This is a genomic window from Pseudomonas sp. (assembly GCF_049645325.1).
GTDB lineage: Bacteria > Pseudomonadota > Gammaproteobacteria > Pseudomonadales > Pseudomonadaceae > Aquipseudomonas.
Genome location: NZ_JBARTQ010000699.1, coordinates 1 through 13,754, shown reverse-complemented (window position 1 = coordinate 13,754; position 13,754 = coordinate 1). Strand labels below are relative to the sequence as shown.

The window sequence follows — 13,754 nt, the reverse complement described above, 5'->3', positions numbered from 1 at the left end:
CTGATGTACCGAGTCGCCTGCATCGCAGGCAAGCCAGCTCCCACTTGTGACTTCAGCATTACTCATAACGGCGTTCAACGTGCTGAATCGCATTAGTAACAGCGGTAACACCGCCCGCGTAACAATGCGGTAACACATCCAATTGACTTCCCGTGTCCCCATCACGACTATAGGCGTCCCGCTGCCGCCAACCCGGCGCTGAAGGGCGCAATCCAGGCCTTATAAGCACTGCTATCAAGACGGTGCGCCTGTATAAACGAAGACTCACGCGCGTTACTCGCTGTTTCCAAGCGCCTGAACGAGGACCCTTTTCATGCCAGACATTACCCTGACCACCTTGCAGAGCCTCAAGCTCAAAGGTGAAAAAATCACCATGCTGACGTGCTATGACGCCACCTTCGCCCAGGCCAGTTGCCAGGCCGGAGTCGAAGTGCTGCTGGTGGGTGACTCCCTGGGCATGGTTCTTCAAGGGAATGACAGCACCCTGCCGGTGACCACCGACGAACTCGCCTACCACACCGCCAGCGTCAAGCGTGGTAACAACGGCGCCTTCATCATCGCCGACCTGCCGTTCATGGGTTATGCCACCGTGGAGCAGACCTTCCTGAACGCCGGCAAGCTGATGCAGGCCGGTGCGCACATGATCAAAGTCGAAGGCGCCGTATGGCTCGCCGAGTCGATCCGCCTGTTGGCCGAGCGCGGCGTACCGGTGTGCGTACACATGGGCCTGACCCCGCAGTCGGTGAACATCCTCGGTGGCTATAAGGTTCAAGGCCGCAACGAAGCCCAGGCGCGCCAGATGCGTGCCGATGCGATCGCCCTGGAACAAGCCGGCGCCGCGATGATTTTGCTGGAATGCGTGCCAAGCGAGCTGGCGGCCGAGATCACCCAAGCAGTCAAAGTGCCAGTGATCGGCATTGGCGCAGGCTCCGCCACCGATGGCCAGGTGCTGGTGGTCCACGACATGCTCGGCCTGTCGCTGACCGGCCGTGCGCCGAAGTTCGTGAAGAACTTCATGGCTGGCCAAGAGAGCATCCAGGCAGCGTTGAGCGCGTACGTCAACGAAGTAAAAGCGGTGACTTTCCCGGGCGCCGAACACGGATTCTCTGCATGAACACCGTTAAAACCGTAAGAGAACTGCGCGCTGCCGTGGCCCACGCCCGCAGCGCTGGCAAGCGCATTGGCTTTGTGCCGACCATGGGCAACCTGCACAGCGGCCACGCCATGCTGGTGACCAAGGCCGCCCAGCAATCGGATTTCGTGGTGGCGAGTATTTTCGTCAACCCACTGCAGTTCGGCGCGGGCGAAGACCTGGACAAATACCCGCGCACCCTGGCTGCCGATCAGGAAAAGCTGCTGCAAGCCGGCTGCAACCTGTTGTTTGCGCCTACCGTCGAAGAAATGTACCCCGGCGGCATGACCGGCCAGACCCGCGTCAGTGTCCCGCAACTGTCCGAAGGCCTCTGCGGCGCCAGCCGTCCGGGGCACTTCGAAGGTGTGGCCACGGTGGTCAGCAAGCTGTTCAACATGGTCCAGCCGGACATGGCCGTGTTTGGTCAGAAGGATTATCAACAACTGGCCGTAATCCGCGCCATGGTGCATGACCTGAACATGCCGATCCAGATCATCGGCGAGCCTACCGTGCGCGCCGCCGACGGCCTCGCGCTGTCCTCGCGCAACGGTTACCTCACCGAAGAACAACGCGCCGTCGCCCCGGTGCTGTACCGCAGCCTCAGCCAGATCGCCGCCGCCATCAAAGGCGGTGAGCATGATTTCGCCAGGTTGCGGGCCGAGCAGGTCGAGCAGATCGAGGCCGCCGGCCTGCGCCTGGATTACCTCGAAGTGCGCCAGGGCGTGCACCTGAGTCCGGCTACGCCGGAGGATCGCGACGTGGTGATCCTGGTGGCCGCCTACCTGGGCGCGACTCGCCTGATCGACAACCTGCACCTGAACCTGGCCTGACCCTCCCCGCCTTTTTCCGCGTAAAAACCGCGAACGTGTTGCCCTCCCCGCTGTGCCGGTATAAAAAAGTACCGGCCACAGCGCAGACAAAGCCAAGACATATCGACACGCTAGGTTTAATGTAATCGCCCTGCGCTCCTGGTTAGCGCTGTCCGGAACCCACCCTTGATGAAAGACTGGACGTTCCGGATTTAGAAGTGTCCTAAAGGCAGTCCCCGTAATAAAAAGGAAACCCGCAGCGATGGCGTACTACCGCACTCCTCATGACGTTACCGCTCTGCCCGCCTGGCAAGCGCTCAATCAACATCGCCAAGCCATGCAGGATTTCAGCATGCGCGAAGCGTTCAATGCCGATCCCCAGCGCTTTTCCCAGTTCACCCTGAGCAGCTGCGGGCTTTTCCTCGATTACTCGAAAAACCTGATCACCAGCGAAACCCGCGACTTGCTCGTGGGCCTGGCCAATGAAGTCGGTCTTAAAGACGCGATCAACTCGCTGTACGCCGGCGAGCCGGTCAACTCTTCCGAGGGCCGCCCTGCCCTGCACACCGCCCTGCGCCGCCCGGTTGGCGACAAGTTGTCGGTCAACGGCGTGAACATCATGCCGGACGTGCACAAGGTGCTGAACCAGATCACTGACCTGGTCGGCCGCATCCACGACGGTTTGTGGCGTGGTTACACCGAGAAGCCGATCACTGACGTGGTCAACATCGGCATCGGTGGCTCGTTCCTCGGCCCGGAGCTGGTGTCCGAGGCACTGTTGTCGTACGCCCACAAAGGCGTGCGCTGCCACTACCTGGCGAACATCGACGGCAGCGAGTTCCACGAACTGACCATGAAGCTGCGCGCCGAGACCACGCTGTTCATCGTCTCGTCGAAATCCTTCAATACCCTCGAAACCCTGAAAAACGCCCAGGCCGCGCGCGCCTGGTACCTGGCCCAGGGTGGCTCGGAAGCAGAGCTGTACCGCCACTTCATCGCCGTATCGAGCAACAATGCGGCGGCCGTGGCCTTCGGTATCCGTGAAGAAAACATCTTCCCGATGTGGGACTGGGTCGGCGGCCGTTATTCGCTGTGGTCCGCCATCGGTTTGCCAATCGCCCTGGCGATCGGCATGTCCAACTTCAAGGAACTGTTGTCCGGTGCCTACACCATGGACCAGCATTTCCAGAACGCGCCGTTCGAACAGAACATGCCGGTGCTGCTCGGCCTGCTGGGCGTGTGGTACGGCAACTTCTGGGGCGCGCAGAGCCATGCGATCCTGCCGTACGACCACTACCTGCGTAACATCACCAAGCACTTGCAACAGCTGGACATGGAGTCCAACGGCAAGAGCGTGCGCCAGGACGGTACCCCAGTGTCCACCGATACCGGCCCAGTGATCTGGGGTGGCGTCGGCTGCAACGGTCAGCACGCCTACCACCAATTGCTGCACCAAGGGACCCAACTGATCCCGGCCGACTTCATCGTGCCGATCGTCAGCTTCAACCCGGTCTCCGACCACCATCAGTGGCTGTACGCCAACTGCCTGTCGCAGAGCCAGGCGCTGATGCTCGGCAAAACCCGCGCCGAAGCCGAAGCCGAACTGCGCGACAAAGGCCTCCCGGAAGCCGAAGTACAGAAGCTGGCACCCCACAAGGTGATCCCGGGCAACCGTCCGAGCAACACCATCGTGGTCGAACGCATCAGCCCGCGCCGTCTGGGCGCACTGGTGGCCATGTATGAACACAAAGTGTTCGTGCAGAGCGTGATCTGGGGCATCAACGCCTTTGACCAATGGGGCGTGGAGCTGGGTAAAGAGCTGGGCAAAGGCGTGTACAACCGCCTGACCGGCGCCGAAGAAACCCTGGCTGACGATGCGTCGACCCAAGGACTGATCAACTACTTCCGCGGTCGTCACCGCGGCTGAAGCCGGTAAACCGGGGCCAACGTGCGTTTCGACGTTGGCCTTGAACCCTCCCCTCACTGCGTGCATCTTTATGACTTGTCTTTAAAACAAGAATAAGGACCGCCCATGTTCGATATCAGCGCATTTCCCACTGCCGATGCCGTGCGCCTTGCTGCGCAACTCAGTCAAGCCGACTACCAGCGCCTCTATCGCCAATCCATCGAACAACCCGACACCTTCTGGGCCGAACAGGCCAAGGGTTTTCTGGATTGGATCAAGCCCTGGCACACCGTCCAGCACTCGGACATCAACACCGGCGCGGCCCAATGGTTTGCCGGCGGCCAGTTGAACGTCAGCTACAACTGCATCGACCGTCACCTCGCGCAGCGCGCCGATCAAGCGGCCTTCATCTGGGAAGGTGATGATCCTGCAAAATCTTCCAAAATTTCCTACCGCCAACTCCACCAAAACGTCAGCCGTCTGGCCAATGTACTGAAAAGCCGTGGCGTGCAGAAAGGCGACCGGGTGTGCATCTACATGCCGATGATCCCCGAAGCCGCCTACGCCATGCTGGCCTGTACACGCATTGGCGCGGTGCATTCGGTGGTGTTTGGGGGTTTCTCGCCAGACGCTCTGCGCGACCGCATTCTTGACGCCGATTGCCGTACGGTAATCACCGCCGATGAAGGCGTGCGCGGCGGCAAGCCGGTGGCCCTGAAAAAGAACGTCGACAAGGCCCTGGCCAGTTGTCCGAACGTCAGCACGGTGCTGGTGGTGGAGCGCACCGGGGCGGACCTTATCTGGGTGAAAGACCGCGACCTCAAGTATCAACAGGCCCTGGACGCCGCCAGCGACGACTGCCCGCCCGAGCCCATGGACGCCGAAGACCCGCTGTTCATCCTCTACACTTCCGGCAGCACCGGCAAACCCAAAGGCGTGCTGCACACCACCGGCGGTTACCTGCTGCAAGCGGCGATGACCTTCAAGTACGTGCTCGACTACCGCGACGGCGAAGTGTTCTGGTGCACCGCCGACGTGGGCTGGGTCACCGGCCACAGCTACATCGTCTACGGCCCGCTGGCCAACGGCGCCACCTCGTTGATGTTCGAAGGTGTGCCCAGCTACCCGGACAGCTCGCGGTTCTGGCAGGTGATCGACAAACATCAGGTCAACATCTTCTACACCGCGCCCACCGCGCTGCGCGCCTTGATGCGAGAAGGCCATGGCCCGCTGGAAAACACCTCTCGCGCCAGCCTGCGCCTGCTGGGCAGTGTCGGCGAACCCATTAACCCCGAAGCCTGGGACTGGTATTTCAACGCCGTGGGCGAGCAGCGCTGCCCGATCGTGGACACCTGGTGGCAGACCGAAACCGGCGGCATCATGCTCAGCCCATTGGTCAGCGCCCAGCGCATCAAGCCCGGCTGCGCGACCCAACCAATGTTCGGCGTGCAGCCCGTGCTGCTGGATGAGCACGGCAAGGAATTCAGCGGCGCCGGCAGCGGCGTGCTGGCGATCAAAGCCAGCTGGCCGGGGCAGATCCGCAGCGTCTACGGCGACCCGCAGCGCATGCTCGACACTTATTTCAAACCCTACCCCGGTTACTACTTCACCGGCGACGGCGCGCGGCGCGATGAAGACGGCGATTACTGGATCACCGGGCGTATCGACGATGTGATCAACGTGTCCGGCCACCGCATCGGCACCGCCGAGGTAGAAAGCGCCCTCGTCCTGCATGACCAAGTCGCCGAAGCCGCCGTGGTCGGTTACCCGCATGATGTCAAAGGCCAGGGCATCTATGCCTTCGTCACCCCCATGAACGGCGTCGAGCCCAGCGATGAACTGAAAAAACACTTGCTGGACCTGGTCAGCAAGGAAATCGGCAGCTTTGCCAAGCCGGAACTGATCCAATGGGCACCGGCCCTGCCGAAAACCCGTTCGGGCAAGATCATGCGGCGGATTTTGCGCAAGATCGCCTGCAACGAACTCGACAGCCTCGGCGATACCTCGACCCTCGCCGACCCCAGCGTGGTAGACGGCTTGATCGACAAACGCCTGAACCGATAGGACACCCCGAGTCGCCATGGAATTTATCCGCAGCCGCATCGAAACCCAGCTGATGAGCCTGACCGGCCTGTCGCTGGGCCAACTGGACCTGGAAAACCCCAAGGGTGACCCAGGCCTGTTCGGGCCGAATTCGGTCAGTTGGCAGGTCCACGGCGACTTCAGCAGCATGCTCATCGGCGGCATCAGTGCGTTGATGCTGCAAGCCCTGCACCCGCTGGCGCTGGCCGGCGTGTGGGATCACTCGAACTTTCGCCAGGACATGCTCGGCCGTTTGCGGCGGACCTCACAGTTTATTTCCGGCACCACCTTCGGCTCGCGCAAGGACGCCGAGTGGCTGATCGAAAAGGTGCGCACCATCCACCTCCAGGTGGTCGGCCATGCCCCGGACGGGCGGCCCTACGCCGCCAGTGACCCGGAACTGCTGACTTGGGTGCATGTAGCCGAAGTCAGCAATTTCCTTGCGGCCCATCTGCGTTATTGCAACCCGCACCTCAGCGGCCGAGACCAGGATCGCTACTACAGCGAAATCGCCTTGGTCGCCGAACAACTGGGCGCGCGGCATGTTCCGCGTTCACGGCAGGAAATTTCGGATTATCTGGCACGCATTCGCCCGCAACTGCTGTGCGACGAACGCAGCCGTGAAGTGCTGCGCCTGCTGGTCAACGCGCCCGCGCCCAGCACCCTGGCCAAGCCCTTCGGCCACTTGATGATGCAGGCCGGCGTCGACCTGTTGCCGGACTGGGCCAGCACGATGCTCGAACAACACCAGAGCGCGCTGCAGCGCCAGATGATCCGCATCGGCGTCAAGCGCAGCGCGCCACTGCTGCGCTGGGCGATGCGCAATGGTTCGGTGCAACGCGCCCATCGTCGGATGGGGTTGATGTAGCCCGGCAGCTATAGCTGTTAAACTCCGCGCCCACATTGCCCTCATTTACCCGCAAGCAAGGCGCGCTCCATGACTCCCTTGAATCAGGCGCTGCGCGCCGCCCTCGATCATCGCCAAGACCTGATCAACGCGCTGCATGCCCAAGGTACCGACTGTTACCGGCTGTTCCACGGCAGCCAGGAAGGTGCCAGCGGCCTGACCATCGACCGCTACGGCCCGCAACTGCTGGTGCAGAGTTTTCATCAGTCGCTGGAAACGGCGGACCTGTTGGAACTGCACCAACTGATCAATCAGTTCATCGGCCTGGAACTGCTGTTGGTGTACAACGACCGCGCCCGTGGCAATTCGCGCATCGACCGTGAAGACACAGTGTACCGCGCCGAACCTGCGGCACTTGAAGACCTCGTTGGGCACGAATGGGGCCTCAATTACCGCGTACGCGGGCGCCATGCCGGGCAGGACCCGCTGCTGTTCCTCGACCTGCGCAACACCCGCGGCTGGGTCAAGGGCCACAGCGCCGGCAAAAGCGTGCTGAACCTGTTCGCCTATACCTGTGGCGTGGGCCTGAGCGCAGCAGCCGGTGGCGCCCGTGAGGTGTGCAACCTCGACTTCGCCGAGGGCAACCTGGCAGTCGGTCGTGAAAATGGCCTGCTGAACCCGCAATTGCCGAGCATGGAGTTTGTGCAGTCGGACTACTTCCCGGCGATTCGCCAACTGGCAGGCCTGCCGATCACGCAACGTCGCGGCCAAAAGCTGCCGAGCTATCCGCGCCTCGAACAGCGCCAATATGACTTGGTATTACTCGACCCGCCGGCCTGGGCCAAGAGCGCCTTTGGCACTGTCGACCTGCTGCGCGATTATCAGAGCTTGCTCAAGCCGGCGCTGCTCGCCACTGCTGACAATGGCGTACTGATCTGCTGCAACAACCTGGCAAAAGTCAGCATGAATGACTGGCGTGAACAGGTGCTGCGGTGCGCGGAAAAAGCCGGGCGCCCGGTGCGCGACTGGCAAATCATGACGCCCGGGGCGGACTTCCCTTCCCAGGACCAGCAGCCACCGCTGAAAACCCTGATCCTGCAGCTGTAAGACATGTCTCAATCGGCCCGCTTCTTCGGAACCGAAATCCCGTGCCATACTCCAAGGCACTCTCGTTCGACATAGATGGCGTCACCCATGCCCAAAGGATTGATTCGCGCCGTAGGCGCCTTGTTGACCGCCCTTGCTCTGTACAGCTTGCTGGGCTTTCTGATTTTGCCCGGCATTGCCCTTCGCATCGCCAACCAGCAACTGGCCAATTACGCCACGGTGCCGGCGCGGATCGAGCGGATCGAGCTCAACCCGTTCAGCCTGGAAGTCACGGCATGGGGCCTGAAGATCGGTGAACCCGGCAAGGAGCAGGTGGGTTTCGAACGCCTCTACGCCAACCTGCAAATCGACAGCCTCTGGACTCGCGCCCTGCACCTGGCCGATGTACAGCTGGACCAGCCCAAGACCGAGTTGCTATTCAATAAATCCGGCCAGTTGAACCTGGCGCAATTGTTCAAGCTGCCACCGAGTGAGCCCACTCCGGCCGACCCGAATGCCAAACCGTTCCCGCTGCGCATCGACAGCATCAAGCTGGCCGGCGGTTACGTGCACTTCCAAGACTTGCGCCCCAGCGAGCCGATCGAATTCCTCTACGACAAACTCGACTTCGAGCTGAAAAACCTCAGCACCTTGCCCGAAGACAATGCCGACATGACGTTGGTGGCCGCGGGCCCTGAGGGTGGGCAGATCGACTGGAAAGGCAACTTCAGCCTGGTGCCGATTACCTCCGAGGGCACGCTGAAAGTCACCGACGGCAAGATGAAAGCCTGGTGGCCGTACGTGCGTGACGCCGTGCCATTGGTGCTCGAAGACGGTGTGCTGAATTTCAGCACTGACTATAAATTCAGCCTGGCCAAAGAGACCGAGCTGAACCTGACCAACACCGCCGCCAGCATCGCACCGTTTGCCATCAAGGCACCGGATGGCCGGCCGCTGGTGCGCCTGGAACGCCTGGACGTCAGCGAAACCACGGTAGACCTGGCCAAGCAGCAAGTGGTGGTCGGCAAGATCCGCAGCAACACGCTGGAAACCTGGGCCGCCCGCGAAGCCGATGGGCAACTGGACTGGCAGAAACTCTTCGCCAGCCAACCGAGCAAACCGGCCAAGGCGCCGGAACCGGCGACTGCGCCCGCCACTGCCGACTCGCCAAAAGCGGAACCGGCAGCGCCCGGCAAACCCTGGCAAGTGCTGCTCAAGGACGTGCAACTGCGCAACTATCAGGTGCACCTGGCCGACCGCCAGGCCAAACCCGCCGTCGCGCTGGAGCTGGGCCCGCTGAACGTCGATGTGCAGAACTTCGACAGCCTCAACGGCAGTCCCTTTACCCTGAAGGTCGATACCGGCCTGGGTAAACAGGGCAAGATCCAGGCAACCGGCGAGGTCAACCTCAACCCGGTCAGCGCCAAGCTCAAAGTGAACACCCAGGACATCGACCTGCGGGTTGCCCAGTCCTATATCAGCCCGTTTATTCGCCTGGAGCTGCGCAGCGGCATGCTCGGCAGCAATCTGGAGGTGAACCTCAAAAGCACCGCGCCTTTGGCCCTTCAGGTCACCGGCCGCGCACAAGTTGACCAGTTGCACACCCTCGACACCCTCAAGACCCGCGACTTCCTCAAATGGCAGCGCCTGGTGCTCGAAGGCGTGAACTATCAACATGGCGACAGCCTGTCGATCGACAAGGTCAACCTGCTGCAGCCGTATGCGCGCTTCATGATCAACGATGACCGCACCACCAACATCGATGACCTGCTGATCCCGCAACCGGCCGACAGTGGCGCCAAGTCGGCGGCCAAGCCAGCGGCGAGCAAAGACAAGCCATTGGGCATTCACATCGGCCAGATCGCGATCAACGACGGCTCGGCCAACTTCGCCGACTTCAGCCTGACGCCCAACTTCGCCACCGCCATCCAACAGCTCAACGGGCAAATCGGCACCATTGACAGCCGCCAGGCCAAGCCTGCCAGTGTCGACATCAAGGGCAAGGTTGACCGCTACGCGCCGGTGACTATCAAAGGCAGCGTGAACCCGTTCGACCCGATGGCGGCGCTGGACATCGCCACCAGCTTCAAGCGTGTCGAGCTGACCACCTTGACGCCGTACTCCGGCAAGTTCGCCGGCTTCCGTATCCGCAAGGGCCGCCTCAACCTCGACCTGCACTATGTGATCACCAAAGGCCAGTTGAAGGCTGAAAACAAAGTGGTGGTGGAACAGCTGCAACTGGGCGAGAAAGTCGACAGCGCCGATGCGGTGGATTTGCCGATTCGACTGGCGATCGCACTGCTCAAAGACAGCGACGGCAAAATCTCCATTGAGCTGCCGGTGACCGGCGACCTCAACAACCCGCAGTTCAGCGTGATGCCGATCGTGTGGCAGACCCTGCGTAACCTGGTGGTACGCGCAGCAACGGCGCCGTTCAAGTTCATCGGTGGCCTGATTACCGGCGGCGGCTCGGAAGACTTGGGCAATGTGTCGTTTGCCGCGGGCTCCAGCGAGCTGAGCAAGGACGCCGAAGGCGCCCTGAACACGCTGGCCAAGGCGCTGAAAGAGCGCCCTGCCCTGCGCCTGGAAATCGAAGGCACCGCGGCAGCGAGCAGCGATGGCCCATTCATCGCCGCAGATCGCCTTGAGCGCGAATACCAATACAACTACTACAAGATTCTTCAGCGCCGTGGCGACAAGGTTCCGGCCCAGGCATCGTTGCTGGTCGTACCCGAGAAGGAAAAGGCGCCCTTGCTGGAAGGCATTTACCGCACGCGCCTGAAACAACAACCGCCGGCTGAATGGAAAGACCTCAGCAGCGATGATCGCACCGCCAAACTGCGTGATGGCCTGATCAAGTTCTGGGGTGCCAGCGACGTACTGCTGCGCCAACTGGGGCAGGACCGTGCTAGCGCCATCAAGGACTACCTGGTGGACAAAGGCCAGCTGGAAGACGAACGGGTGTACTTCATCGACGCCAACCTGGGGCAAGCGGAGAAGGATGGTCGAGTGGTGACGCCGATGCACTTGGACGCCGAATAACCTGAGGTTAGCCTGGATCTAAATGTGGGAGCTGGCTTGTGTGGGAGCTGGCTGTGTGGGAGCTGGCTGTGTGGGAGCTGGCTGTGTGGGAGCGGGCTGTGTGGGAGCGGGCTTGCCTGCGATACAAACAACTCAGTCTTTCAGTCAGACCGAGGTGATGCTATCGCAGGCAAGCCAGCTCCCACTTTTGATCTCTAGCGCCTGACAATTTATTCCTGCCCATAATAGAACAGGCCCCGACACAAGTGCCGGGGCCTGTAATGACCACATCCGTGTGGTCGGTCGCATGAACTCCAGAGGTGCATTGGGTGGATATCTAACTCACCCGAAGCCGCCGCCGTCTCGTTCAGACGAATAGTTGAGCGTTACTCTGCTTTCAGGCCATCGGCCGATACAGCTTTAACGCCTTTGATTTTCTTGGCAATCGCAACAGCAGTGGTTTTCTGAGATTCGGTCACTGCAACAGAAGACGACAGGGAAACTACACCCTTGTTGGTTTCAACTTTGATGTCGGTGCCAGGAATGCCTTTTTCGGTAACCAGGTCAGCCTTCACTTTGGTTGTGATCCAGGTGTCCGAAGTGGCTTCTTTGGACTTGTCGATGTTGTCAGCCTTCATCGCGCCGCCAGCCATCAGGCCATCAGCGGATACAGCGGTAACACCTTTGATTTTCTTGGTGATCGCTACTGCAGTGGCTTTCTGCGAGTCAGAGATAGCAACCGTCGAGGACAGGGAAACCACACCTTTGTTGGTTTCTACCTTGATGTCCGAGCCAGGAATACCTTTCTCAGTCAGCAGATCGGATTTCACTTTGGTGGTGATCCAGGTATCCGAAACGCTTTCTTTAGCCTTGGTAGCTTCACCAGCTGCCATGGTCATTGGAGCTTGGGAAGTCTGAGCAAAGGCCACGTTAGCACCCATGGCCAGGGTCAGAGCGGTAGCAGTAGCGAGAGCGAACTTCTTCATACGAGTAACTCCTGTTTTATTGAAAGTCTGCAGTGTGTGAACCTTGATGCTGCAGCGTTAGCAGGGTTATTGCAGGCAGTGTGCCAATTCGCATTTTCAGATTAAATCGTTATAAAACAATAGGTTATAAAACTGCCCAATTTTCGAAATCGTGCAACTTGCATGAAGCCGACCGAGTCTGCGTGCAAGTTGCGGCTTTTCTGAACCCACTAAGCGACTGATTTGCCGACCTTTTCTTCCGGGCATAAAAAAGGACCCCGAAGGGTCCTTTTTTCAGCGTAAAGCGCGCGGGTGATTAAACGCCCGAAGCCTTGGCTGCTGCTACGTCCTTGATGGACAGTTTGATACGGCCGCGGTTGTCCACGTCCAGTACCAGCACTTCCACTTCCTGGCCTTCTTTCAGAATGTCGGTCACTTTCTCAACGCGAGCGTCGCTCAGCATGGAGATGTGAACCAGACCGTCTTTGCCCGGCAGGATGTTGACGAATGCGCCGAAGTCGACGATGCGCTCAACTTTACCGACGTAGATCTTGCCGATCTCGGCTTCCGCGGTGATGCCCAGAACGCGCTGACGCGCGGCTTCTGCGGCTTCCTTGGTTTCGCCAAAGATCTTGATCGAGCCGTCGTCTTCGATGTCGATCGAAGCCTTGGTCTCTTCACAGATCGCACGGATAGTCGCGCCGCCTTTACCGATAACATCACGGATTTTGTCGGTGTCGATTTTCATCGCGATCATGGTCGGAGCATTTTCCGACAGTTCGGTACGGGACTGACCAATGATCTGGTTCATCTGACCGAGGATGTTCAGGCGCGCTTCCAGGGCTTGGCCCAGAGCGATTTCCATGATTTCTTCGGTGATGCCCTTGATCTTGATGTCCATCTGCAGCGCGGTAACACCTTTAGCGGTACCGGCTACTTTGAAGTCCATGTCGCCCAGGTGGTCTTCGTCGCCCAGGATGTCGGTCAGGATGGCGAACTTCTCGCCTTCTTTAACCAGGCCCATGGCGATACCGGCAACCGGTGCCTTCATCGGCACACCAGCGTCCATCAGCGCCAGGGAAGCACCGCAGACCGAAGCCATGGAGCTGGAACCGTTGGACTCGGTGATTTCCGACACCACACGGATGGTGTACGGGAATACGTCGGCAGCAGGCAGCATGGCTGCGATCGAACGACGTGCCAGACGGCCGTGACCGATTTCGCGACGACCAGCGCCACCCATGCGACCACACTCACCGACCGAGAACGGAGGGAAGTTGTAGTGCAGCATGAACGGGTCTTTTTTCTCGCCTTCCAGGGTGTCCAGCAGTTGTGCGTCACGGGCGGTGCCCAGTGTTGCAACGACCAGAGCCTGGGTTTCGCCACGGGTGAACAGTGCCGAACCGTGAGTCTTTGGCAGAACACCGACTTCGATGTTCAGCGGACGTACGGTCTTGGTGTCGCGGCCGTCGATACGTGGCTTGCCGTTTACGATGTTCTCGCGAACGGTGCGGTATTCGATTTCGCCGAAAGCAGCTTTCACTTCGCTGGACGAAGGCTGACCTTCTTCACCGGACAGCTTGGCCACAACCTGGTCTTTCAACTCACCCAGGCGCGCATAACGGTCGGCCTTGATGGTGATGGTGTAAGCCTGGGAGATCGCGTCGCCGAACTCGGCACGGATAGCGCCCAGCAGAGCGGTGGCTTCTGGCTGTGGAGTCCAGGTCCAGGTTGCCTTGGCAGCTTCAGCAGCCAGTTCTTTAACGGCGTTGATCACGACCTGGAACTCGTCGTGAGCAAACAGTACAGCGCCCAGCATCTGGTCTTCGGTCAGCTCTTTGGCTTCCGATTCAACCATCAACACGGCTTCCGACGTACCGGCAACGACCATGTCCAGGCTCGATGC

Annotated in this window: 9 protein-coding genes; 7 read left to right on the top strand and 2 right to left on the bottom strand. The window is 60.3% G+C overall.

Annotation, left to right across the window (positions count from 1 at the left end; genetic code table 11):
- Nucleotides 1-313: 313 nt before the first annotated feature.
- From panB to WBB95_RS29795, 7 genes are all read left to right on the top strand, one after another.
- On the top strand, nucleotides 314-1,114 hold the full coding sequence (panB, locus tag WBB95_RS29825; protein ID WP_424490852.1) for a 3-methyl-2-oxobutanoate hydroxymethyltransferase: 801 nt from the start codon (nucleotides 314-316) through the stop codon (nucleotides 1,112-1,114).
- Nucleotides 1,111-1,962, top strand: a complete 852-nt coding sequence (gene panC / locus WBB95_RS29820; RefSeq protein ID WP_424490851.1) for a pantoate--beta-alanine ligase — start codon at nucleotides 1,111-1,113, stop codon at nucleotides 1,960-1,962. The genes panB and panC overlap by 4 nt, the downstream gene beginning before the upstream one ends.
- A 241-nt stretch (nucleotides 1,963-2,203) precedes the next feature.
- Complete coding sequence (pgi, locus tag WBB95_RS29815) at nucleotides 2,204-3,868, top strand: glucose-6-phosphate isomerase (RefSeq protein ID WP_424490850.1); 1,665 nt, start codon at nucleotides 2,204-2,206, stop codon at nucleotides 3,866-3,868.
- A 105-nt stretch (nucleotides 3,869-3,973) separates the two neighbouring features.
- Entirely contained in the window at nucleotides 3,974-5,911 is a 1,938-nt protein-coding gene (acs, locus tag WBB95_RS29810; RefSeq protein WP_424490849.1) for an acetate--CoA ligase, read from the top strand.
- 16 nt (nucleotides 5,912-5,927) lie between these two features.
- Nucleotides 5,928-6,797 (top strand): oxygenase MpaB family protein, encoded by an 870-nt coding sequence (locus WBB95_RS29805; RefSeq protein WP_424490848.1) that lies wholly within the window; start codon nucleotides 5,928-5,930, stop codon nucleotides 6,795-6,797.
- 69 nt (nucleotides 6,798-6,866) lie between these two features.
- Nucleotides 6,867-7,883, top strand: coding sequence for a class I SAM-dependent rRNA methyltransferase (locus WBB95_RS29800; RefSeq protein WP_424490847.1), 1,017 nt, complete (start codon nucleotides 6,867-6,869; stop codon nucleotides 7,881-7,883).
- Between the two features lie 87 nt (nucleotides 7,884-7,970).
- Nucleotides 7,971-10,904, top strand: a complete 2,934-nt coding sequence (locus tag WBB95_RS29795) for a DUF748 domain-containing protein (RefSeq protein ID WP_424490846.1) — start codon at nucleotides 7,971-7,973, stop codon at nucleotides 10,902-10,904.
- A gap of 365 nt (nucleotides 10,905-11,269) precedes the next feature.
- Here WBB95_RS29795 and WBB95_RS29790 read toward each other — a convergent pair whose 3' ends face one another.
- Together WBB95_RS29790 and pnp are read right to left on the bottom strand one after the other, a co-directional pair.
- Nucleotides 11,270-11,869, bottom strand: coding sequence for a BON domain-containing protein (locus WBB95_RS29790; protein WP_424490845.1), 600 nt, complete (start codon nucleotides 11,867-11,869; stop codon nucleotides 11,270-11,272).
- 295 nt (nucleotides 11,870-12,164) lie between these two features.
- Nucleotides 12,165-13,754, bottom strand: a 1,590-nt coding sequence (gene pnp / locus WBB95_RS29785; protein ID WP_424490844.1) for a polyribonucleotide nucleotidyltransferase, incomplete at its 5' end; no start/stop codon positions are given.

Excerpts from the sequence above, each read along its gene's own strand:
- panC (WP_424490851.1), top strand. The coding sequence starts at position 1,111 with ATGAACACCGTTAAAACCGTAAGAGAACTGCGCGCTGCCGTGGCCCAC.
- panB (WP_424490852.1), top strand. The coding sequence starts at position 314 with ATGCCAGACATTACCCTGACCACCTTGCAGAGCCTCAAGCTCAAAGGT.
- acs (WP_424490849.1), top strand. The coding sequence starts at position 3,974 with ATGTTCGATATCAGCGCATTTCCCACTGCCGATGCCGTGCGCCTTGCT.
- pgi (WP_424490850.1), top strand. The coding sequence starts at position 2,204 with ATGGCGTACTACCGCACTCCTCATGACGTTACCGCTCTGCCCGCCTGG.
- WBB95_RS29800 (WP_424490847.1), top strand. The coding sequence starts at position 6,867 with ATGACTCCCTTGAATCAGGCGCTGCGCGCCGCCCTCGATCATCGCCAA.
- WBB95_RS29805 (WP_424490848.1), top strand. The coding sequence starts at position 5,928 with ATGGAATTTATCCGCAGCCGCATCGAAACCCAGCTGATGAGCCTGACC.
- WBB95_RS29790 (WP_424490845.1), bottom strand. The coding sequence starts at position 11,869 with ATGAAGAAGTTCGCTCTCGCTACTGCTACCGCTCTGACCCTGGCCATG.
- WBB95_RS29795 (WP_424490846.1), top strand. The coding sequence starts at position 7,971 with ATGCCCAAAGGATTGATTCGCGCCGTAGGCGCCTTGTTGACCGCCCTT.